Here is a 22553-nt window from a genome sequence, read left to right as displayed (position 1 = left end):
CATTCACACAAAAAAGCCGGCCCTTCATATAGGGACCGGCATTTTTGCAGGAATTATTGATTCACGTAATGTTCTTTCACAACTGTAGCACAACGCGGGCAAAGTGTTGGATGATCCTCCACTTGACCTACTTCCTTCGAAACATTCCAGCAACGTTCACACGTTTCACCTTCTGCTTTTGTAACAAGGATCGCTATATCCTCAAGTTTAACCGCTTCGGCTGGGGCACTTGCCACATCTCCAGCGATTTCAAATTCGGATACTATGAATAGCTGTTCAAAGCTTTCCTTGATGCCATCAAGCAGATTTTTCGTTTCTTCATTAACATATACCGTCACTTTAGCATTCAGTGATTTTCCGATGACCTTCTGGTTCCGGGCTTCTTCCAATGCTTTCAGAACATTATCCCGGACATCCATGAACGCCGTCCATTTTGCTTCAATGACTTCAGCATCTTCAATGGAAATTTCTTCAGGCATCAATGTCAACTGTACGCTTTCTTCCGTTACACCCGGAATGAACGCCCATACTTCATCAGCTGTATGAGAGAGGATCGGTGATACCAATTTGGTCAAGCTGACCAATGATTCGTAAAGGACCGTTTGAATGGCCATACGCTCTTTCCCATTTGGTGCTTCACAATAAAGAATGTCTTTTGCATAATCAAGGTAGAACGAACTTAAATCCTGTGTACAGAAATTATTGACCATATTATAAATGGTAGCAAACTCATAATTTTCATAACTTAGCTTCGACTGTTTGATCAGCTTATTTAATTTAACCAGCATGAATCGATCGACTTCAGGCAATTCTTGAACAGCCACTTTATCGGTCTTAGGATTGAATCCATCCAAGTTCCCTAACAGGAAGCGGAATGTATTACGGATCTTGCGGTAAACTTCCGAAACTTGTTTTAAAATAGGATCGGAAACCCTGACATCCGATTGGTAATCCACCGAAGCTACCCAAAGACGTAAGATATCTGCACCAAGTTGATTCATGACCTTGGATGGCAGTACGACGTTCCCAATCGACTTACTCATTTTACGGCCTTCGCCATCCAATGCGAACCCGTGGCTAAGTACACCTTTATATGGTGCTTTGCCTGTAACGGCAACGCTTGTTGAAAGTGATGAGTTAAACCAGCCGCGATATTGATCGGACCCTTCTAAATAAAGGTCAGCAGGGCGTTGCAAGTCGTCTCTTTCTTCAAGTACCGCTTGATGAGAAGAACCGGAATCGAACCATACGTCCATGATATCCGTTTCTTTCGTGAAGATACCATTCGGGCTGCCTTCATGTGCATAGCCTTCAGGCAGAAGATCTTTCGCTTCACGCTCAAACCAGATGTTTGAACCGTGTTCGCGGAATAGGTTTGAAATATGGTCGATGGTTTCATCCGTAATGATCGGCTCGCCATTTTCTGCATAAAACACTGGAATTGGTACGCCCCAAGCGCGTTGGCGGGAAATACACCAATCCCCACGGTCACGGACCATATTGAATAGACGCGTTTCGCCCCAAGCAGGAACCCATTTCGTTTCTTCAATCGCTTCCAGAAGTTCATTGCGGAAGTCCTTGATTGACGCGAACCATTGTGCTGTTGCACGGAAGATCGTTGGCTTCTTCGTCCGCCAGTCATGTGGATAAGAGTGTGTGATGAACGTCAAGTTCAATAACGCGCCTGCTTCAGTTAATTTTTCGGTAATCGGTTTATTCGCTTGATCATAAAATAATCCGGCAAATTCCCCTGCTTCTTCCGTCATGACCCCTTTTTCATCTACAGGACAAAGTACGTCCAAGCCATATTTTTGCCCAATGATAAAGTCGTCTTCACCATGGCCTGGCGCAGTGTGAACACAACCCGTTCCAGCTTCAGTCGTTACGTGCTCACCTAACATCACTAAAGATTCACGGTCATAAAGAGGGTGTTTGGCAACAGCACGGTCCAACTCGCTCCCTTTTACTGTTTTTTGGATGGACGGATTTTCCCAGCCTAATGTTTCCGTAACCGATTCAAGCAGTGCCTCAGCAATTAAGAATTTTTCATTTTCGACAGCCACTACTACATAATTTAATTGCGGATGCAATGAGATACCAAGATTAGCTGGAATCGTCCATGGAGTTGTCGTCCAGATGATGATCTTGACGCCTTCATCTATCACACCTTTGCCATCTGTGACTTCAAAAGCAACATAGATCGACGCAGAGCGTTTGTCTTGATATTCAATTTCAGCTTCGGCTAGCGCCGATTCACTTGAAGGGGACCAGTAAACAGGTTTTTTCCCTTTATAAATGTAGCCTTTTTTCGCCATTTCACCGAATACCTTGATTTGCTGTGCTTCATATTCAGGCTTCAATGTGATATAAGGATTTTCCCAATCACCACGGACCCCTATTCTCTTAAACTGCTCCCGTTGATTGTCAATCTGGCCATAAGCATACTCTTCACAAAGCTTTCTGAATTCGGCAACGCTCATTTCTTTCCGTTTCACGCCTTTTTTCGTCAATGCCGTTTCGATTGGAAGCCCATGTGTATCCCAGCCAGGTACATACGGTGCTTGAAAACCGCTCATCGATTTAAATCGGACAATGAAATCCTTTAAAACCTTATTCATTGCATGGCCCATGTGGATATCGCCGTTGGCATATGGAGGTCCATCATGCAAAATGAATAAAGGACGTCCTTCCGTTTGCTCTTGCACTTTTTTATAGATGTTCATTTCTTTCCATTTTTCTTGGATTTCCGGTTCACGCTTCGGCAAATTCCCCCGCATTGGAAATTCAGTTTTAGGCATCAATAAGGTATCTTTGTATTCCATCATAAAATCCTCCATCCGTCTTTTAAAAAATTCATTCGAACCGATGACTTGATATCCGGCCAAAATAAAAAGCCCTCTCATCCCTAAAAAAGGGACGAGAAAGCTTTGCTTCCCGCGGTACCACCCTGGCTAGAAAGATTCACAAAAGTGAATCCAACCTCTCGAGCATTCGTAACGTGAATGAAACGCTTCATTTACTTACTGCAAAAGCAGGTTCAACTCAGAACTCAAGGGTGATCTTCAATTCTTCGCTTATTCCGGGCTTTCACCATCCCCGGTTCGCTAAAAATAAGTGTGTGAAGAATTTACTTTCCCTGTCATCGTCTAATTTCATAATGAATTGTATTGTTAAAAAATTATATGCGAAAAAAGTGTTCAAAGTCAAGGAATCGTTTAAATTTCCTCTTCCACTCTCTCATTTAATTCTATTTCAGTCGCATCCACTTCATAATCCAGAAGATGATCCCAATCGTCATTGTCCAGCAAATCCAGCTGTGCACCGACAAGCATTTTGAAACGTGTCCGGAATACTTTGGATTGCTTTTTCAAATCTTCAATATCCATCGCTATTTTCCTTGCTTTCACAAGTGACTCATTTACGATCCTGTCAGCATTTTTCTCTGCTTCCTTTATGATCAGTTTCGCTTCTTTTTGGGCATTGCGCCTTAATTCTTCGGCTGCTTCCTGTGCGACAATAATCGACTTGTTAAGTGTACCCTCAATTGTCGTAAAATGTCCCAAACGATCAAAAGTCTCGTTCAGTTTATCTTCAAGTTCCTTCTTCTCCCTCAAAATCAGTTCATAATCTTTAATGACCTGGTCGAGAAATTCATTTACTTCATCTTCATCATACCCTCGAAATACTTTGTTAAATTCCTTGTTATGTATATCTATCGGGGTTAAGGGCATTACGGCACCTCCAGAACGGTTTCTACTCTAGTATGTTAAAACTCTATATTCGACAATAAATTTATGATTCCTGCTTTTTCTTGAATTATTTTTGTCTGCCTAACGAGATTCTCCACTTATCCTTCTTGGTTTTCCCATCGATTGAAGCTATTTTACATCTGCCAAAACCTCTGATGGAAAGTGTGTCACCCTCACGGCATTCTTCCGAGACGTTTTCCGTTTGCTTGAAATTCACCTTTACTTTTCCTGACGTTATCAAGGACTGGGTTTTTTGACGGGACAAATTCAGGACGGCCGATAGTACACTGTCAAGCCTAAGAGAACTGACGGTGGTTACTTGCTCTTCCCATTTTTCCTTAACTTGAACGATATTCCCGATTGGAAGCCGTTTGATGGAAACGGAAGCATTACCTATTTTCTCCAGATTTCCAGTGAGATATGAATCCATCTCTTCGGCAGCTATAAATTGAATATCCTCTTCCGTCACTATTATATCACCAAATTTTTCACGTTTTACCCCTAGTGACATCAAGGTTCCAAGTATTTGCCTATGTTCAAGCGTTACAAATTTTTTTGGATAGGAGATATCGTATAAGGAGATATTGAAATCAGATGGTTCAGGAGAGTAATAATCAGGGTAAATGAGCACACGTTTTCGCTCTACGAAATCGCTCCCGCCATTGAATTGCAGTTTCGCTTCCGGATCATTCCCTATTACGGAAGTAAGGATTTCCTGCTGACGCGGATCAAGAAAATCAGATAGTTTCGGAGCGTAGGAATGTTTAACCTGATCAATCCAATTCATGGCCTGGTCGATAAAATCTTTTTCCTCCGGCCTGAAATGCTGATAAATACTCATGATTGAATAAATGCTCCTTAGTTATCAAATTAATGGTCGATCATCTGGAATTGATTGAACTCATTCTGCGTTGCAACTACACAGCGGAAAATGTTCCGACTGTGTAGTAATATGCATGTCAGGTTAATTGTTGATCATCCAATTAATGTCTGTAAGTAATAGATTCCATAACCGCTGGCAAAATTAAGAACCAGCAAGGCCACAAGAGGTGAAAGATCAATCATGCCAAGTGGCGGAATGAACTTTCTGAACGGTTCTAAATACGGTTCGCAAATTTTTTCCAAAAACTGACCGATTGATGTCTCCCTTGCATTGGGGAACCATGACATCAATATGTAAACGATTAATGCCATTGAATAAATTTCAATTAAATAATATAAACCCTGAAGCACTAGACCCATTAACCATTACCACCTCGCTTCTTCGTACTCCTCTTCGGCGGCGAAGCCGGTAATATTACCGGAAACATCGACGTTGTCCGGGGTACATAAGAATATATCTGTTCCGATTTTTTGGATATCCCCGCTGATTGCATAGACAGTCCCACTTAGAAAATCGATGATTCGCTTTCCTTGGTCATGCTGGATCCGTTGAAGGTTCACGACTACTGCGCGCCTGTTTTTCAAATGATCAGCTACCTCCTGGGCTTCTGCATAAGCACGCGGCTCCAATAATACTACTTTAGAAGATTTTTGTACGCTTTGCAAACTTACGATATTCTGATTGGTATTATTCCCTGCAGAAGCGGACTGCTGCTGTTTAGCTGACTTCACGACTTTTGGTTCAGCCTCCTCTTCTTCCACCACTTCTTCCCTGTACTCATACTCATCATCCAGCGCGAAATAAGATTTAAATTTTGATACGAACGACATCTATAGCGTACCTCCTTAAAATTATTCGCCTACAAGTGCTGTACCAATCCGGATCATTGTAGCGCCTTCCTCAATGGCAATCATGAAATCATTGGACATACCCATGGACAATTCAGTACAGGGGGCATGCTTCAACTCCAAAGCTTGTATTTCAGCCTGGATGCCTTTCAGTTTCCGGAAGCATTCCCGCAAAATCCGTTCATCATCGGTCAATGGAGCCATCGTCATCAATCCTGCAACATTCACCTTATCAAAAGCAGATAACCCTTTTATGAAATCAATAGTCGCTTCTGGATTCAGACCATGTTTTGATTCCTCACCAGATACATTCACCTGCACTAAACAGTTTATCGGCTCATTAGCGCGTTTTTGAATTTCTTCTGCCAAAGAAATGCGATCCAATGAATGGATATATGAAATTTTATCGATGACATTCTTAACTTTGCGTGTTTGCATGGAACCAATATAATGCCAGTTTGGCTTGTCCTTCAGCACTTCATATTTAGCCAATAGCCCTTCGTCACGGTTTTCGCCCAAATCAAGTATTCCCGCTTCCAATGCTTCATTCGCTCTCTCGACCGAAACATATTTCGTCACTGCGATCAACTTTATCGCTTCACGGTCCCTTCCACTATTTTCACATGCTATATTTATTTTTTCTTCGATGTTTTTTAAATTGTCCACTACTTTCACTGTTACTCTAATCCTCCTTCCAACCGATAAAACTCATCAATCTGCCTGTCTTCCCGTTATCACGGCGATGTGAAAAAAACAATTCATGATCACAGCTTGTACAGTATGATGTAACGTCGATCTGACTATTTGGAATTCCTGATTTTTGAAGAATCAATGCATTAAGTTGCTTAAGATCTAACTGATATTGTCCTTCACTGATTAAATTATAGGGCTTTTCGTCAATATCTACCAGCAAATTCTGCACTAAATCCATGACATAATCATCAACTACATAGCATTTTGAACAAATCGAAGGTCCAATAACAGCAAATATCTCACTTGCTTTTATACCCTCATTCAGCCATGCCTCAACCATCTTTCGTGCAATCCCATTAACCGTGCCCTTCCAGCCAGCATGTGCCACCCCAATCATACCATGTGCCGGAGCAAGAAAGTATAAGGGCACGCAGTCAGCATAGCAAAGGGTCAATAGAACGTTTGGGTCCTTCGTATAGAATCCATCTGTCGCTTTAAAGGCTGAATCATAATCCGCAGCACCTCTCCCGCAATCGCGGCTGGTAACCTGATGGATATTCGTTTCATGTGTCTGCTCGGCCCCTATCCATTCATTAAGCGGAAACATCAGCTTATCGGCTATAATCCTGCGGTTTCCCTGGACATCACCAAGTTTATCCCCGACATGAAAACCGGTATTCAATGTTTGAAAATCACCTGTACTGACTCCACCATTTTTTGTGGTGAAGCCCGCTACGAGCTGGAGATTTTTTTGTCTCCAGCTGTCAATGAGCATATATTGGTCTTTTATTAAAACAAATGGCTCTTTCATGCAATAAACCTCTTTATTTTTAGTCTAGTGTATCATATATTTGCGCCATGCACCTTTAAAAACGTTCATCTTTCAGTTCTCCTTGAAATACCGTCTGATGTTCAACAAGTATGACATCCGCACCGATCTTTTTTATTTTGCGCCATGGAATCACAATGTCCTGTTCTCTTCCAAAAAAGCCCATTAATCGGGTGCCATTTGAAACGACGATGGCCTCTATTTTCCCCGTGGCCGTATTTATTTCAAGGTCTGACATATTACCCAACTTCTTCCCATCCGCTATATTGACGATATCCTTTATTTGAAATTCTGAAATCCTGGTCACATCACTCAGCTCCTCAAAAATTCATCATAGATGAAGGTCCTATTCCTATGTATATGACAAGATGCGCTCAAGGATGAAGATTACGATAAATAAACGTCCCCGATTCACGATCCCTTCCGGAAGGGATTTTCAACAAAATAAAAAAGCCGCAATGGATAAGTAGCTATGAAGCGGGTATCGACATTTTTGCCCTGCCCGCTTCAGCTAACTTTTTCTCATGCTCAGCTTCTACTGTTGGATATTTTTATTCATTTGCTTGATTGCCGCTTTTTCCAAGCGGGAGACCTGTGCTTGTGAAATGCCGATTTCCTCGGCTACCTCCATTTGCGTCTTCCCTTGGAAAAACCGTTTGCGAAGGATCATTTTTTCCCGGTCATTCAACCGTCTCATGCCTTCATTTATAGCTATTTCATCAATCCAGGTACTATCTTTATTTTTTTCATCACTCAGTTGGTCGAGTACATAAATCGGATCCCCGCCATCATTATAAATCGGTTCAAAAAGTGAAACTGGATCTTGTATAGCATCTAGTGCAAAAACAATTTCTTCATGAGGTACTTCCAACACCTTGGCGATTTCTTCAGCTGTCGGCTCACGAAGGGTCTGGCTTATGAGCTTTTCTTTTACCTGCAAAGCTTTGTAAGCGATGTCTCTTAAAGAACGGGATACCCGAATCGGATTATTGTCACGAAGATATCTTCTGATTTCTCCAATAATCATCGGTACAGCATACGTTGAAAACTTAACATTTTGACCTAGGTCAAAGTTATCTATCGACTTCATCAACCCTATACAGCCTACCTGAAATAGATCATCTACATACTCTCCCCGATTGTTGAAGCGTTGAATGACGCTTAGAACGAGTCGAAGATTCCCGTTTACCAGTTTCTCTCTTGCTGAAATATCGCCATCTTGCAGTTCTTTAAAGAGTTTTCTCATTTCTTCATTCTTTAAAACCGGTAATTTTGATGTATCCACACCGCAGATTTCAACCTTATTACGAGACAAAATTATTCCCTCCTCACAGGAGCGCTGTACAAAAAACAGTATTTCCGCGGGAGGAAAAAATATGCACATGGCTAGAACAGAAAATCCCGATTATTTTTCAATATTACTACCGAAGTATTGATTTGATTGACATTTAAGCACTTTATTTTTTTACACCATTTTATTAAATTCTTTACGAAGCCTCTTAATAATCCGTTTTTCCAAACGCGAAATGTAAGATTGGGAAATCCCCAGCATGTCGGCAACGTCCTTTTGGGTTTTTTCTTCTCCTCCTGCAAGTCCAAAACGGAGTTCCATTATCTGTTTTTCACGTTCCGATAACTGTGTAAGTGCTTTTGTTAGCAACTTACGGTCAACGTTTGCCTCAAGGTCTTTCGTGATAATGTCATCATCCGTTCCAAGTACATCGGATAACAGTAGTTCATTTCCATCCCAATCAATATTCAGAGGTTCATCAAAAGAAACTTCAGAGCGGATTTTGTTATTTCTGCGTAAATACATCAATATTTCATTCTCGATGCATCTCGATGCATATGTAGCCAGTTTTATTTTCTTCTCTGGATTGAATGTATTCACAGCCTTGATCAAACCTATGGTACCTATGCTGATTAAATCTTCAATGTTGATGCCTGTATTTTCGAATTTCCTGGCAATATAAACAACCAGCCTTAAATTACGTTCAATCAAGATCGAGCGTGCAGCTTCATCGCCATTTGGTAATTTATTAATCAGTATTGCCTCTTCTTCCTTTGAAAGGGGCGGCGGCAGTGCCTCACTCCCTCCTATATAAAATATTTCGTCCGTTTTCAATCCGAGCTTGAACAATAGTTTGTACCAAAAGTAAGTAAGCCGAAGAATGAATTTCTTCAAAATAATTCTCCCTTCTAATAAACGGATTATGGGTCAAATTCAAGAGTGAATCGATGGTTCAGGAGGCAGTTTGCACCGGTATGCCGGTTAACATCTTCGGGTGAACGATAGATTGATAGCTATTGTCGGGAGAGAGTTGTTGAAAGGTAAACGAAATGAGACCCTGCTTGACATGAAATTCTTTTTCTCCTTGAACGATTTTAATATAATCCGGTTTGATTGCGGTTAACAGCTGATGTTCATGACCTACGACTTTATAAGGGATGACACGCATTCTTCCTGTCCATGAATATTCGGGCTGCACTTCCTGGCTAATCAGGGTATCGGGGTTTTTAAAGAGCTCTAGCATATCATTCGGAATTCCCGTTTCCGAGCCTGAAAGAGAAATGATCATTACTGGGGAACGTGTAATCGGGTCATATAGTTGATTGCCGCTATCCACCAATCCATGAAACGTTCCTTCAAAGTCAGAAATTTTAACCGAGACCGAAACCATTCGTTCATGTGTAAGCTTGGTCATTTCCATCCCTTCTAATGTTCGCTTGGAAAATTGCCATGCGAGCGGGAACCCGATCATGACGAATATCCAGCTGACAGGGTCGCCAAAACGATTGATTCCGGCATATTGACCAGGGTCCTTGGACACGATTTGGAATTCAAATAGGTAGTGAAGTCCCAGAAGGATTCCTCCCGATAAAAATGTCACAAAATATAAAGTGCCCACCGATTTCACGAAAAGTTTTAGCCTATTAAACCCAAAGGTTGCCAGCACCATGACCATGGATACTAAAATCTTCATGTATACCCGGTCGGCAATTGCATAAAAAGGAGTGAATGCCAATACGATAATGAAGGAACCAATCAGTCCGCCGATGCACACCCGCCAAAGAGCTACCCTTCGTTTGAGAATGATTGCGGTCCAATATAAAAGGAGGCAGTCAAATAACCAATTCAATAACCAGATCACATCTAAATATAAAGTCAAACACCCTCCCCTCCTTATATGAACTAACCTTCCACTAGCAAAAAGTATAGCGTACCTGCCCTAAGAAAGTGTGTCACTTTTTGTACTGAAAACTTAAGAGTTTTTCAGTCATTTTTACCCTTTTTGTAGAAAATCAGCTATTGATATTTTCAATACTGTCTTAGAGACTATCCTGCTCCCTTTTACTGCTGTCGATTTATGTTATAAACGTTTAATAATTTCTCTCATCTTTTTACATTAATGAATGGAAGTGAGCAAAAGATGGAAGCTCCCTTCTGCCTAGGCAACATCCAGCACAATTCCGTAGGGATGCATTTTATTAACGACAAAAAACCGTCCCCAAATGGGAACGGCATATGACGTCGTTATTAACGGCGTCTATTACGGTTACGGAGGAAGGTTGGAATATCCAAAGCCTCATCGCCTTGATTGGCATTACGTGCAGGCTGTTCATTGACTTCTTCCCTCTTCACTTCACGCTTCACGTTAGACTGTGGCGTTTGTTGTGTCTGAGGTCTTGATTGCTGCTGCTGTCCGAGTGTTGGACGTCCAGTAGGCCGAATTGAAGCTTCAACCTCGTTAAAGCCTGTAGCAATTACCGTAACGACGATTTCATCTTTAAGGTTTTCATTGATAACAGAACCAAAAATCATGTTGACGTCTTGATCGGATGCTGTAGCCACGATATCGGCCGCTTCCTGGACTTCAAAAAGACTTAGGTTCGTACCACCGGTAATATTCATCAGTACACCTTGGGCGCCATCAATCGATGTTTCAAGCAACGGACTGGAAATGGCTTTTTTCGCCGCTTCCGCTGCACGGTTTTCCCCGGAGGAAATCCCGATTCCCATAAGAGCGGAACCTTTGTTGGACATGATCGTCTTCACATCGGCAAAGTCCAAGTTAATAAGACCTGGAACAGCAATTAAATCTGAAATCCCTTGTACACCCTGGCGAAGTACATTATCCGCTTCACGGAATGCTTCAAGCATTGGCGTGCTTTTATCGACGATTTCAAGGAGGCGGTCGTTCGGAATGACGATGAGTGTGTCAACCGATTCCTTCATGGATGAAATGCCGCCTTGTGCCTGTGTTGCACGTTTTCGGCCTTCGAAAGTAAATGGACGGGTAACTACACCCACTGTAAGGGCCCCTAGATCTTTAGCAATGCCCGCTATGACAGGAGCTGCCCCCGTTCCCGTACCGCCGCCCATTCCAGCCGTTACGAATACCATATCGGCACCTTTAAGCGCTTCTTCAATCTGCTCTTTGCTTTCTTCAGCAGCTTTTTTTCCTACCTCTGGATTGGCACCTGCACCCAAACCGCGTGTAAGCTTCCCACCGATTTGCATTTTGATTTCTGCTTTTGATAGATTAAGAGCCTGTGCGTCAGTATTGACAGAAATAAACTCAACGCCCTGTACACCATGCTCGATCATTCTGTTTACCGCATTGTTTCCGCCGCCGCCAACACCTATTACTTTTATCGTTGCTAATTGTTCTAGATTAGAATCAAACTCCAACATGACAATCCTCCTATTTTGACGAAATTCCCGATTCTTAATGATTGTTATTCAAAAAAGTAACCCAGGATTTTTTTGAATTTAGATTCACCTTTTTCACCTTGTTTTTTAGCCGTGTTCTCTTTATTTTTCTGAGAAACCTTCTGGCCGCGCTGGTCGTTATCTTCTTGAGCTTGTCCAGCTGCTACAGGAGTTTTATTAGCGGTGTTTTTTTGCATTCTCTCTTTCTTGCATGCGTGTTTAATCAAACCAACAGCCGTGGTGTATTGGGGTTCCCTAACACCGATGTAATTGGGTTCAGCTGTCCTTACTCGGTTTTGGAACACATATTGAGCTAGCTCCAGGACACCCGGCATCTTGACGACGCCCCCGGTCAACACGAAACCACCCGGTATATCCTGGAAGCCAAGTCTCTTCAAATCATCTTGAATCAACTCGAATATTTCGGTCACCCGCGCTTCAATGATATCCGAAAGCATTAACTGGTTGCAGGTCTGTTGCTGATCGCTGCCGATGATCGGTATTTGGAATACTTCATCTTCAGACGCGTCATCATAATAGGCATGTCCATGCTTTACTTTTATTTTCTCAGCTTCTTCCATAGTCGTCCTTAGAACGATGGAAAGGTCCTTCGTAAGTGTTTCCCCGCCTATAGGTATCACAGACGTATATTGTAAATAGCCTTGTTCGAAAATTGCCAGGGTCGTGGAACCTCCGCCAATATCGACAAGTGCCACACCAAGTTCTTTTTCATCCTTTGATAAAACAAGGGAACCTGCGGCTAAAGGCTGAAGGGCGATATCGGTTATTTCCAATCCTGCCCTTTCCACGCAGCGCAGCGTATTATGTAAAATTGTCCGAAGACCTGTGATTAAAATCCCTCTCATTTCCAACCGGACACCTATCATGCCCCGTGGATCACTGATTTCATCAAGTTCATCAACTTTGTAGTGAATCGGCACCACGTCGATGATTTCCCTGTCGGATGGTATCGTTATTAACTCAGCTGCTTCCCTGACACGGAAAACGTCATGCTCGGTAATCTCTTTATTGTCACTGGATACCGCTACTACCCCATGACACGGCTGAAGCGTCACATGATTTCCACTTATGCCGACGATTACCTTTGTTATCTCCATCCCTATCATCCGTTCTGCTTGCTCTATAGCCTTTTGAATGGATTGGACGGTTTCATCTATACCGACGATCGAACCCTTTTTGAGCCCTTCTGATTTAACATTTCCTACACCGATTATATTTAATGTGTCATTGACCATTTCCCCAATGATAACTTTTACACTGGATGTACCGATGTCAAGACTTACGTATATTTCGTTGCTGTTCATTCCATGGCACCTCCTTCAGTTTATACATGTATTAGTAGAATAACATTTTTATATCGAAGACTTATACATTATAGAATAACAGAACTGTTTACAACAACTGACGAATTACATAGATAAGCGTTTCATTTTGTATTTCCCGAACAAAACTCGTACTTTATGGTGCATATTGTTCGCTTCTCTACGTGACTGATTTACTAAAAAAACTAGATACTGCCATAAACTATTCGTCATTTATAACTTAATTCCCTTTAAAATTATAGATTTTTTTTCTGCTTTTTCCGGGAAATGGACCATTTTTCAATCAGGATCCTTCTGATCAGGGCAATATTTTGAAAGAGCCTGACACCGAATACAAAGATTGCGGCTAAATATAAGTCTACACCAAGATGTACACCTAGAAAAGCCAAACCTGCGGCTAAAATAATATTAAAGAAGAATCCTGTTACAAATACAACTTCATCATAAAGATTTTGCAAATGAGCCCGTATCCCCCCAAATAAGGTATCAAAAGCAGCAAGCACGGCTATGGAGAGATAATTTGAATATTCATGGGGAATATCAAAATCCACCAAAAAACCAAGGGTGATTCCAATCAACAGACCAAAAACTGAAAGCCACATCACGATTCCCCCCCATCCATAATGGGCTCCATATGTTCCACGTTAATAGCATTTTGGTAAGCCGGCAATGTCAACTTGCCGGAAGGCACCTTAATCTGCACTTCAAAATTGTCTATAAAGAAATCATCCATAAGTTCGGAACCTTCAATGCGCTGCTTCAGTTTCTTTGGATTAACGGTTATTGCCTGCATTTCGACCGGGTAATGAACCAGAGGATATCCGTCCATTTTCGGCTGCCCATTAATATCACGAATAACCGATGTTGATATATACCTTTGTCCTGAAATGGAAATTTCGTCAGCGCCATATCTATACATTTCATTAATGAGCCGAATGATCAATACTGGTGAAATATACTCGACCTTCTCACCAAGAAGGATATCGGCTTTGATAGGCTGTATAGATACGATTACCCCATTACCTCTTATTTCGGTCAAACCTGCGTCAGTCTTCAATTCGGTCAGGGTGTCACGCAAGACTTCTTCTTTACTCTCATTTTTCTTTGTTTCATAAGATGCTATTTTTCCCTCAAGCTTACTTATACCCTCTATTAATTCCGCCTGGGTCTGCTGTTCTTTCAATAAATCATTTTTCAGTTCCCACATATCCCTTGTATCGGATACGACAGGCTGATTCACCAAATTGAATTGAATAGCGAGCATGAAGCCAGCAATCAACGTAACCAAACTAAAAGAAAGCTTTTTTTTCATTTCCAGTTTCTCACCAATCTTTCATCGAATCCGGCGGTCACGATCACCCTCCAATAATTGGATCAAAAATGATATTCTTTTGCTTTTCCACTGTAAAGATAATATTCTCATTAACCAGCTGTTCCTTGATGCCACCCGGTAAATCCAGTGAAGCACCCAGGACTTCCGGGTCCCCTATCGCAGATATGATGAAGGGAGCAGGATGCTGATGGCCATCGATTGTAATCACAGGCCCATTACAGATTATGTATGAATCATGATTTAACCTTTGGCCGTTAATCGCAACAGCCTCTGCACCTGATATGTATAATTCATTGACGACCTTGAAGACATGCTGTTCATGGACGAGGTAATTATTAACATTGGCTTCTGATTCCATATCTGTACCATCTTCAAGCGTCACCTGAAGGCCTGAGCCTTTCACTTTCACTTTTCCGAGAAACATTCGGTATTTTTCCGTTTCCTTTGCCAAATTGAAAAAAAGCTGCTTTTCCTGAGCTAGGTCTTTTTCTATTTGGGATACATTTTCTTGCTTCTGGAGGAGTTCCTTCTGAAGTTCCCGGTTCTGCTTCTCTTGTTCGATCAGCTGCTGCCTGAGCTCATATTCCTGGTCCCAGGCTTTGTCCTTCCCTGCACCTTCACCTTCTTTGGTCAGATTGTAAGAGAAGGCAATCATGAATCCGAGAACCACGCAAACCAGGGGTAAAACCACCCGGTTGCCATTAATTTTCCTCATTGGTGTCTTCCTTTTGTTCAGCGTCTTCATATGCTTTAAAATAAGAACCCACTTCCAGATCGATGACTCCCTTTACATTTGGATCCAGCTGGCTGACTATCGATGGATAGTGAATCATTTTCTCGTATAAAGTCCGGCTTGTCGCACTTACTTCAAACCCATCGTTCATGAACATGACGATATGGTATTCATCGGTTTTTGTAGGAGCATAATGAATTTCCGAAATGGCATTCTGAATCTCGTCAGGAAGCTTGTCCAGCTCTTCTAAAAGCAACTTTAATGCTTTACCCTCTTTGAAACCAATTAAAACAGGGGCAAATACTGGAATTTCTCCTGTTGCTAACTCCTCTAAAACGGACCCGTTTTCCAAAATGGGTGCAAACTTTCCATTATTGGACAGATATGCCATCCTGTTATGTTCCGAAACCGTAATTTTAATGGAATTAGGAAATACCGGTGTCACCTTAACGCTTTTTATTTCTTGATTTTTTTTGATATTGGCTGCCGCTGTCCCTGTATCAACCTTCCAGATGCTTCGATCCTTCTTCACCTTACTCAATTTAATGATCTGTTTGGAAGTAATATAACGATTCCCCTCTACCTGCACGGATTTCACATAGCTCAACGGGGATAGGAAATATAGCACACAAGCAACAAGAATGAAGAAAAGGGACAGCAAAAGAACAAGTCGCCTGTTTGCTTTGCTTTTTCTTAATTGTTTTAATTTCGGGATGCGGTCCTCAATGGAAACGATTTTTCCCTTTTCCATCCCCTTCACCTCTTCCTGAAAAAAATGGATGGTTCTTGACAGTGCGAAATCAAGACAAACTCAATATTATGTTCTTAACAAACTTTAAAGGTAACACATTATATCACAATATTTGGATATAATGAATCCCGTTATTTTCTTCCGATAATTTCCACTTCTGTTTCCATTTCAACTTCAAATTTATCATATACAGTATCCTTCACATGCTGTATCAAGGCTTGAACATCCGCTGCACTTCCATTACCTGTGTTAACGATGAAGTTCCCGTGCATCGGTGAAATCTGAGCTCCGCCAATAGAATGTCCCTTCAGGCCTGCATTCTCGACCAATTTACCAGCATGGTGTGGAAGTGGATTCCTAAATATGCTCCCGGCACATGGAAGATTATACGGCTGGGTATCTTTACGATAATTCTTGTTATTTTGCATTCTTTCAACGATTTCGGTTTTATCCCCCTCTGTCAATTGAAAAATTGCTTCCAGTACGATACCGGGTCTTTTCTTCTGAAGCAGAGAAGTTCGATAAGAAAACTCCATTTCCTCTTTCGAAAGCCAAGCTAGAGTTCCATCTTCAAAAAGAACATGTGCCTGCTTGAGTATTTCACTCATATCGGAACCATGTGCACCAGCGTTCATATAGACCGCTCCGCCGACAGAACCAGGAATCCCACTGGCAAATTCCAATCCTGCATATCCTTTTTTACTGATTTGTACGGAGAGGCTGACAAGTGATACCCCAGCTCCTGCTTTGATCTCCGTCCCATTTATCTCGAGATGATCAAGTCCTCTGCCCAATTTAAGCACGGCACCTTCAATTCCGCCATCACTGACCAGCAGGTTCGAGCCCCTGCCGATCACCCTCCACGGCATCCCATTTTCTTTGATGACCTGCATCGTTTTTTCTATATTTTCAATGGATGACGGCACGATGAATAAATCAGCAGGCCCCCCAATTTTCATAGTTGTATGATTTGCAAGCGGTTCCTGTTCAAGAACTTTGCCGATTTTCATTTCAGTTAATTGCTTTATCACATTATCCATGATAAACCTCCTTGTTGTTCCAAAATTCCAAGTTATAATTTTCATTTCCTCTTCCATGAGGTCACTTTTATTACAAGATTAATAACGCCTTTTTAGCAGAAAAATGAACAGAAGCAAGCCCCAGTACGGCCTAACCCTCTTATACTATAGTCTAAACAAAGACGTATTGCCAATATTTATTGTGGATTCCCCAACATTCATACATGGTAATATTTAAGCGGCATTTCATTTATTTCTAATTTTCGGCAAGCCCCCCAAAAAAATCGTTTTTCCTGGAAGGGTTTTCAACGTAAAAAAAGGAAGCCCTGCGTTCAACAGGACTTCCCTTTTGCCAAACCACATTTTTTTCTTATTTCAGAACCTCGAATATCGGCTAATATTCAGGAGCACCCCAATCGCCATCAACATGAGCGTCAGCGATGAACCGCCATAACTTAAGAGGGGCAAGGTGATACCCGTAACCGGCATAAGTCCCGTTACCACCCCTATATTGATCATCACTTGAATGGCGACCATTGCAATGATTCCTACCGCTACAAGGCTCCCGTATAAATCAGGGGCACCAAGTGCGATCCGAATGCCCCGCCAAAGCATTAGCGCAAATAATAAAATGACAAGAGAGCCCCCGATGAAGCCAAGTTCCTCGGAGAGTATGGCAAAAATGAAATCAGTCTGCGGTTCGGGTAAATAGAAAAACTTTTGGCGGCTTTGCCCGAGTCCCAATCCGAACAACCCCCCTGGCCCGATTGCATAAAACGATTGAATCATCTGAAATCCACTGCCCAAAGGGTCTTCCCATGGATCCAGAAAAGACGTGATCCTTTTTATCCGGTAGGGCGCTGACAAAATCAGACCGATAAAACCTGCTACCCCAATTAGCCCCAAGCCGACAAAATGACTGATTCTTGCCCCGGAAATAAAAATCATGACAATGCACGTTCCAACCATTACCGTTCCCGTTCCAAGGTCTGGCTGTAACATGATCAAACCAAATGCCAAAAACACTAAACCCAAGGATGGAAGCATCCCTTTTTTAAAGGAGGTGATCAGCTTTTGCCGTTCTGATAAAAACTTAGCTAAAAAAGCGATCATCGCCAGCTTCATGAACTCAGAGGGTTGGACCGAAAAAGCACCTACACCAATCCAGCTCCTCGAACCATTTCTCGCCATCCCTATACCTGGTACAAGCACAGCCAGTAACATAATGAAACAAATGATGATAAGGATTTTGGCCCATGTCCGCCACGTCCAGTAATCCACATTCATGATGAAAAACATGGCTATGACACCGACGCAGGCAAAAAGCAACTGCCTTTTAGCAAAATAAAACGAATCATCAAATTTATATGTTGCCCAAATGGCACTCGCGCTGTAAACCATGATTAATCCAACAGTCAAAAGACTTAAGGTGACGATAATGAGAATGAGATCAGGATTCGATTTTTTTAATGGCACGGACATCCACCTCTAGGAAGTTTTTAGCCTACGAATATAAACATCAGTGCTGATTGCTTGTCAGCACTTTAGTCAAAAAAAAAGCGATAACGGCTCATTATCGCTTTTTTCATGGTGTCAACGTAGAAGCAGGTTCACTTCTCTCTGCGAAAGCTCTTACTTAAGTTTATGCACGGCCTCCATAAACATGTCTCCTCTTTGCTCAAAAGTTTTATATTGATCCCAGCTTGCACAAGCCGGGGAGAGAAGAATACAGTCGCCTTCATTTGATAATTCAAATGCAGCCGGTACGGCCTTTTCTACATTATCGACACGTTTTATATTCGCTATTCCTATTTCTTTGGCTACCCGTTCAATTTTTTCCGCCGTTTCGCCAAAAGTTATCACGGCTTTGACATTTTTCATCGCCGGTTTCAACTCATCAAATTCATTTCCGCGATCCAGACCGCCTGCCAATAAGATGACCGGTTCCGTAAAGGATGTTAACGCTTTGGATGCTGCAAGAATGTTCGTCGCTTTCGAATCATTATAAAATTTACGGTTATCGATTGTTGCCACGAACTGCAGACGGTGCTCCACACCATAAAATGTTTTCAATACAGTCTGAATGGCTTCATTAGCTACACCCTTAAGCTTGGCCGCTGAAATTGCGGCTAGTACATTTTCCAAATTATGCTTCCCGGGAAGGGCTATCTCTGAAACTTCAATGATTTTTTCCCCTCGGAAACAGGCGGCACCATCTTCCACATAGGCTCCATTCTCATGTTTCACTTCAGCTGAAAAAGGTACAAGTTGAGCCTTGGTCTCTTTCGCCATGGATAAAACAAGATTTTGATCTGCATTATAAATCATGAAATCTGATGCTATTTGATTTTTCGTGATGGCAGCTTTTGCTTCGACATATTCCTGTTTGGAACTGTGATAATCCAAATGTGCATCATACAAATTTGTCACGATTGAGATTTCAGGACGAAATTCGTCTATTCCCATTAACTGAAACGATGATAATTCTATGACGATCGAGTCATCTGGTTTTGCATGTTCAGCAACACCAGAAGCCACTGTCCCGATATTACCGGCAATCAGCGGGGATTTTTCACCGGACTTCAACATTTCGTATATCAATGTTGTCGTGGTCGTTTTCCCATTTGTACCAGTGATTCCTATGAAAGGTGCTTCACTTATCTGGTAGGCCAGTTCAACTTCCGTGATAACAGGAATCCCCTTTTCCAATGCCCCTTTTACGATAGGGTTCCGATAGGGGATTCCCGGATTTTTCACGATCAGCTCGAACCCCTCATCCAGAAGCTCGATTGGATGACTGCCGCAGATGACTTTGATTCCCTGTTCAAGAAGTCCTTGAGCCTCAGGATTTTCCGATAATGGCTTCATGTCATTAACCGTCACGAAAGCACCTAATTTATGTAGAAGCGAAGCTGCCATCACTCCGCTTTTTGCCAAACCCAATACTAATATCTTTTTCTCTGAATACTTTGCAGTCTCTTTCAATTATATCCACACCTCTAAATAGATTCCGAGTACCGCACACAGCAGCCCCACTGTCCAGAAAGTGACGACGACACGCCATTCCGACCAGCCGGAAAGCTCATAATGGTGGTGAAGCGGACTCATTTTAAATATACGTTTACCAGTCGTTTTAAAAGATCCTACCTGAAGGATGACCGAGAGCGTTTCAATGACGAAGACTCCGCCAATGATTACCAGGAGGATTTCAAGCTTCGTTAACAAGGCGATGGTTGCGATCGCTCCCCCAAGGGCCAAGGAGCCCGTATCCCCCATGAAAACCTTTGCCGGGTGTGCATTGAATACCAAAAATCCGAGTACTGCACCGACAACCGCCACCGAAAAAATGGCGACATCATATTGTGACTGACTCCAGGCCAAAATGGCAAAAGCACCAAAGGCAATGGCTGATGTCCCTGAGACAAGTCCATCAAGCCCATCCGTCAAATTGACGGCATTCGAAAAGCCTACCAGCCAGAATATAACGATGAACAGATAAAACCAGCCAAAATCAAAAGAAAAGTCAGTGCCTGGAATCGTCAATTCAGGATTAAAACGGTCTGTCTGCTTGAAGACGAAGTAAAAGATGACCGAAATCACAATTTGTCCAAGCAGTTTTTGCTTGGAAGTCAGTCCCAGGTTACGCTTCATGACCACTTTGATGAAATCATCAAGGAAACCTAATAAACCAAAACCTAAAGTAACGAATAATAATAAATACGTTTCGGTTGAAGGTGCCGAAAATTTCAAAGTCATGACTAGTGTAGCGATGGTAACAGATAATAATATGACCAAACCGCCCATGGTGGGTGTTCCCGTTTTTTTCAAATGCGATTGCGGGCCTTCTTCCCTAATACTTTGCCCGAATTTCAATCTTCTTAAAAACGGGATGAAAATCGGCGAAAGAAGAACGGTTACTAAAAACGCCACCAAAATCGTATAAAAAATCACTTGTTCCAACATTCCTTATTCCCTCATTCCTAACACAATTCAAATATTAAATTCTGCTTGATGTCTTTTTTTTGTTGCAGGGCAATTTCAGCATTGGTTCAAACTGAACCCAAACGACTTTGAATCGCCTTTTCCGCTTCCTCACGGTCATCGAAGTGAAGCACTTCGTCACCGACCAATTGATAGGTTTCATGACCTTTTCCAGCAATTAATATAACGTCGCCCTCTTCCGCCTTGGAAACTGCGTAAGCTATCGCCTGCCTGCGGTCTTCAATAACCGTATATTCTTTGCCTGCTACACCAGCTTCCATATCCCGGAGGATCTGGGCAGCATTTTCACTGCGTGGATTATCCGAAGTGAAGATCGGGTCAGTCGCCAAGCTGCATGCAATTTGCGCCATGATTGGACGCTTTGTCTTGTCTCGGTCCCCGCCGCAGCCCACTATCACGTAAATTTTCTTTCTAGCAAACTCACCAACAGTCTTCAGAACATTTTCCAAACTGTCCGGAGTATGGGCATAGTCAACAATGACTGGGAAGTCCTGATTCGCTGAAATGAGCTCAAAACGGCCTGCAACACCTTTTATATCCTCGATGGATCTAATTGTCTCATCCAGATCGTTACCGGCGCACAAAGCAGCAGAGATGGCAGAGAGTACATTATAAACACTGAATTTACCAATTAGCTTCAGCTGAATGTATCGCTCTTCTTTACCTGCTGTCAAGGTGAACGAGGTGCCATTTGCATCAATTTTTATATCTTTGGCCCTGATATCCGCTTCATTGTCTATGCCGTATGTAACGACTGTAGCGGCAGTCGCCTTAATGAAATCGGCAGTTGCCTCATCATCAGCATTAAGCACAGCATATTTAGGGCGATTTTCTATGTAAGCATTGCCAAGCTGTGAGAAAAATAAGGATTTTGCCTGCCTGTATCTGTCCATGGTTTTATGAAAATCCAAATGATCCTGTGTGAGATTCGTAAAGACGGCAATATCATAATCACAGCCATGGACGCGCCCAAGCTCAAGTGCATGCGATGAAACCTCCATAATGGCCGTGGAGACGGATGTTTCGGCCATTTCATGAAAAGCCTTCTGCAGTGTAACGCTATCTGGCGTCGTATTCTTGGTTTCATATACCGTATCGGCGATTTTTGTATACATCGTGCCAATCAAGCCTGTTTTTTCATGTCGATCCTCGAAAATCTTTTCCAGTAAGTGACTGGTCGTCGTCTTTCCATTCGTTCCTGTAATTCCGATCAAGCGCATCTTTTGAGTCGGATGGCCATAAAATGCATCGGCAAGAACCGCCATCGCCCTGCTCGAATCCCTGACTACGATCACGGGAACATCGAGGTCAAGCGGCCTTTCGGCAATGACTGCTGCAGCTCCATGCTCTACAGCAAGTTGGGCAAAATCATGACCATCGACTGTATAACCTTTTATACAAACAAATAAACTTCCGTCTATGACTTTACGGTTATCATTTTCAATGGAGGTGATTTCAGGATTTTCTCCTTCATACGTAAATAAGGAGTGTAAATAAGATAGTAATTTGTGAAGCTTCATTTTTCCATCCCTCTCAACTTAATTTGAGGATTCATTATATGTGATTAGCCTTGGCTTGTCGAGAAACCAATTTCAATTATACGGGGTTATCCCGACTCCGTAAACAAAGCGGCTGATGAATCTTCAGCCGCTTTAA

Annotated in this window: 22 protein-coding genes and 1 other annotated feature; all 22 genes read right to left on the bottom strand. The window is 42.2% G+C overall.

The annotated features are described in order from the left end of the window. Window positions 1–53 precede the first annotated feature (53 nt). Complete coding sequence (gene ileS / locus ACJ9PY_RS07895) at window positions 54–2822, bottom strand: isoleucine--tRNA ligase (protein ID WP_063577797.1); 2769 nt, start codon at window positions 2820–2822, stop codon at window positions 54–56. Between the two features lie 87 nt (window positions 2823–2909). Further along, window positions 2910–3152 (bottom strand) — a binding site (T-box leader). 63 nt (window positions 3153–3215) lie between these two features. Continuing rightward, window positions 3216–3731: a DivIVA domain-containing protein gene (locus ACJ9PY_RS07890; protein WP_034313857.1), complete on the bottom strand. Its 516-nt coding sequence runs from the start codon at window positions 3729–3731 to the stop codon at window positions 3216–3218. Window positions 3732–3816: 85 nt separating this feature from the next. Beyond that, window positions 3817–4590, bottom strand: a complete 774-nt coding sequence (locus tag ACJ9PY_RS07885; protein WP_411739747.1) for an RNA-binding protein — start codon at window positions 4588–4590, stop codon at window positions 3817–3819. Between the two features lie 134 nt (window positions 4591–4724). Further along, window positions 4725–4991 carry a YggT family protein gene (locus ACJ9PY_RS07880; RefSeq protein ID WP_034313862.1) on the bottom strand — a complete coding sequence of 89 codons (267 nt, stop codon included), beginning with the start codon at window positions 4989–4991 and terminating at the stop codon, window positions 4725–4727. Between the two features lie 6 nt (window positions 4992–4997). Then, complete coding sequence (locus ACJ9PY_RS07875) at window positions 4998–5462, bottom strand: cell division protein SepF (protein WP_057278438.1); 465 nt, start codon at window positions 5460–5462, stop codon at window positions 4998–5000. A gap of 21 nt (window positions 5463–5483) precedes the next feature. Further along, window positions 5484–6155 (bottom strand): YggS family pyridoxal phosphate-dependent enzyme, encoded by a 672-nt coding sequence (locus ACJ9PY_RS07870; RefSeq protein ID WP_098184672.1) that lies wholly within the window; start codon window positions 6153–6155, stop codon window positions 5484–5486. Window positions 6156–6162: 7 nt separating this feature from the next. Further along, window positions 6163–6984 carry a peptidoglycan editing factor PgeF gene (pgeF, locus tag ACJ9PY_RS07865; RefSeq protein WP_411739746.1) on the bottom strand — a complete coding sequence of 274 codons (822 nt, stop codon included), beginning with the start codon at window positions 6982–6984 and terminating at the stop codon, window positions 6163–6165. A gap of 55 nt (window positions 6985–7039) precedes the next feature. After that, entirely contained in the window at window positions 7040–7309 is a 270-nt protein-coding gene (locus ACJ9PY_RS07860; RefSeq protein WP_034313870.1) for a YlmC/YmxH family sporulation protein, read from the bottom strand. A 228-nt stretch (window positions 7310–7537) separates the two neighbouring features. Continuing rightward, window positions 7538–8317, bottom strand: a complete 780-nt coding sequence (gene sigG, locus ACJ9PY_RS07855; protein ID WP_034313871.1) for an RNA polymerase sporulation sigma factor SigG — start codon at window positions 8315–8317, stop codon at window positions 7538–7540. Between the two features lie 150 nt (window positions 8318–8467). After that, window positions 8468–9187, bottom strand: a complete 720-nt coding sequence (sigE, locus tag ACJ9PY_RS07850) for an RNA polymerase sporulation sigma factor SigE (RefSeq protein WP_034313874.1) — start codon at window positions 9185–9187, stop codon at window positions 8468–8470. A gap of 58 nt (window positions 9188–9245) precedes the next feature. Next, entirely contained in the window at window positions 9246–10172 is a 927-nt protein-coding gene (spoIIGA, locus tag ACJ9PY_RS07845; RefSeq protein ID WP_411739745.1) for a sigma-E processing peptidase SpoIIGA, read from the bottom strand. A 368-nt stretch (window positions 10173–10540) separates the two neighbouring features. Continuing rightward, on the bottom strand, window positions 10541–11698 hold the full coding sequence (ftsZ, locus tag ACJ9PY_RS07840; RefSeq protein ID WP_034313879.1) for a cell division protein FtsZ: 1158 nt from the start codon (window positions 11696–11698) through the stop codon (window positions 10541–10543). Window positions 11699–11742: 44 nt separating this feature from the next. Continuing rightward, window positions 11743–13041, bottom strand: coding sequence for a cell division protein FtsA (gene ftsA / locus ACJ9PY_RS07835; RefSeq protein WP_411739744.1), 1299 nt, complete (start codon window positions 13039–13041; stop codon window positions 11743–11745). A gap of 254 nt (window positions 13042–13295) precedes the next feature. Then, window positions 13296–13661, bottom strand: coding sequence for a small basic family protein (locus tag ACJ9PY_RS07830; RefSeq protein ID WP_034313884.1), 366 nt, complete (start codon window positions 13659–13661; stop codon window positions 13296–13298). After that, on the bottom strand, window positions 13661–14371 hold the full coding sequence (locus ACJ9PY_RS07825) for a DUF881 domain-containing protein (protein WP_052137467.1): 711 nt from the start codon (window positions 14369–14371) through the stop codon (window positions 13661–13663). Before ACJ9PY_RS07825 ends, ACJ9PY_RS07830 begins: the two co-directional genes overlap by 1 nt. A 43-nt stretch (window positions 14372–14414) precedes the next feature. Then, window positions 14415–15107 (bottom strand): DUF881 domain-containing protein, encoded by a 693-nt coding sequence (locus ACJ9PY_RS07820; protein WP_057278443.1) that lies wholly within the window; start codon window positions 15105–15107, stop codon window positions 14415–14417. Further along, entirely contained in the window at window positions 15094–15876 is a 783-nt protein-coding gene (locus ACJ9PY_RS07815; protein ID WP_063576911.1) for a cell division protein FtsQ/DivIB, read from the bottom strand. Before ACJ9PY_RS07815 ends, ACJ9PY_RS07820 begins: the two co-directional genes overlap by 14 nt. Before the next feature lie 131 nt (window positions 15877–16007). Then, window positions 16008–16916: a UDP-N-acetylmuramate dehydrogenase gene (murB, locus tag ACJ9PY_RS07810; RefSeq protein ID WP_063576912.1), complete on the bottom strand. Its 909-nt coding sequence runs from the start codon at window positions 16914–16916 to the stop codon at window positions 16008–16010. Window positions 16917–17270: 354 nt separating this feature from the next. Next, entirely contained in the window at window positions 17271–18377 is a 1107-nt protein-coding gene (gene spoVE / locus ACJ9PY_RS07805; protein ID WP_034313896.1) for a stage V sporulation protein E, read from the bottom strand. Window positions 18378–18527: 150 nt separating this feature from the next. Beyond that, the gene (murD, locus tag ACJ9PY_RS07800; protein WP_411739743.1) at window positions 18528–19880 is read right to left on the bottom strand and encodes a UDP-N-acetylmuramoyl-L-alanine--D-glutamate ligase; all 1353 of its coding nucleotides are present in this window, start codon (window positions 19878–19880) and stop codon (window positions 18528–18530) included. Then, the gene (gene mraY, locus ACJ9PY_RS07795) at window positions 19881–20858 is read right to left on the bottom strand and encodes a phospho-N-acetylmuramoyl-pentapeptide-transferase (protein WP_057278446.1); all 978 of its coding nucleotides are present in this window, start codon (window positions 20856–20858) and stop codon (window positions 19881–19883) included. It lies immediately after the preceding gene. Between the two features lie 86 nt (window positions 20859–20944). Continuing rightward, a complete protein-coding gene (locus ACJ9PY_RS07790; protein ID WP_411739742.1) occupies window positions 20945–22417 on the bottom strand; it encodes a UDP-N-acetylmuramoyl-L-alanyl-D-glutamate--2,6-diaminopimelate ligase in 1473 nt (490 codons plus the stop codon). Between the last annotated feature and the right edge of the window lie 136 nt (window positions 22418–22553).

Origin of the sequence: Peribacillus sp. S4, assembly GCF_046715815.1 — a bacterium.
In the GTDB taxonomy this organism is placed as follows: domain Bacteria; phylum Bacillota; class Bacilli; order Bacillales; family DSM-1321; genus Peribacillus; species Peribacillus frigoritolerans.
Note: the sequence above shows the minus strand (reverse complement) of the source record. Positions and strands in the feature narration are given on the sequence as shown.

What these genes read in the sequence shown, in the direction of transcription:
- ACJ9PY_RS07830 (WP_034313884.1), bottom strand. Translation starts at nt 13,661, where the DNA reads ATGTGGCTTTCAGTTTTTGGTCTGTTGATTGGAATCACCCTTGGTTTT.
- ACJ9PY_RS07815 (WP_063576911.1), bottom strand. Translation starts at nt 15,876, where the DNA reads ATGGAAAAGGGAAAAATCGTTTCCATTGAGGACCGCATCCCGAAATTA.
- spoVE (WP_034313896.1), bottom strand. Translation starts at nt 18,377, where the DNA reads ATGTCCGTGCCATTAAAAAAATCGAATCCTGATCTCATTCTCATTATC.
- pgeF (WP_411739746.1), bottom strand. Translation starts at nt 6,984, where the DNA reads ATGAAAGAGCCATTTGTTTTAATAAAAGACCAATATATGCTCATTGAC.
- ACJ9PY_RS07790 (WP_411739742.1), bottom strand. Translation starts at nt 22,417, where the DNA reads ATGAAGCTTCACAAATTACTATCTTATTTACACTCCTTATTTACGTAT.
- ACJ9PY_RS07880 (WP_034313862.1), bottom strand. Translation starts at nt 4,991, where the DNA reads ATGGGTCTAGTGCTTCAGGGTTTATATTATTTAATTGAAATTTATTCA.
- ftsZ (WP_034313879.1), bottom strand. Translation starts at nt 11,698, where the DNA reads ATGTTGGAGTTTGATTCTAATCTAGAACAATTAGCAACGATAAAAGTA.
- mraY (WP_057278446.1), bottom strand. Translation starts at nt 20,858, where the DNA reads ATGTTGGAACAAGTGATTTTTTATACGATTTTGGTGGCGTTTTTAGTA.
- ACJ9PY_RS07875 (WP_057278438.1), bottom strand. Translation starts at nt 5,462, where the DNA reads ATGTCGTTCGTATCAAAATTTAAATCTTATTTCGCGCTGGATGATGAG.
- ACJ9PY_RS07885 (WP_411739747.1), bottom strand. Translation starts at nt 4,590, where the DNA reads ATGAGTATTTATCAGCATTTCAGGCCGGAGGAAAAAGATTTTATCGAC.
- ACJ9PY_RS07825 (WP_052137467.1), bottom strand. Translation starts at nt 14,371, where the DNA reads ATGAAAAAAAAGCTTTCTTTTAGTTTGGTTACGTTGATTGCTGGCTTC.
- ileS (WP_063577797.1), bottom strand. Translation starts at nt 2,822, where the DNA reads ATGGAATACAAAGATACCTTATTGATGCCTAAAACTGAATTTCCAATG.
- murB (WP_063576912.1), bottom strand. Translation starts at nt 16,916, where the DNA reads ATGGATAATGTGATAAAGCAATTAACTGAAATGAAAATCGGCAAAGTT.
- ftsA (WP_411739744.1), bottom strand. Translation starts at nt 13,041, where the DNA reads ATGAACAGCAACGAAATATACGTAAGTCTTGACATCGGTACATCCAGT.
- ACJ9PY_RS07820 (WP_057278443.1), bottom strand. Translation starts at nt 15,107, where the DNA reads ATGAGGAAAATTAATGGCAACCGGGTGGTTTTACCCCTGGTTTGCGTG.
- ACJ9PY_RS07890 (WP_034313857.1), bottom strand. Translation starts at nt 3,731, where the DNA reads ATGCCCTTAACCCCGATAGATATACATAACAAGGAATTTAACAAAGTA.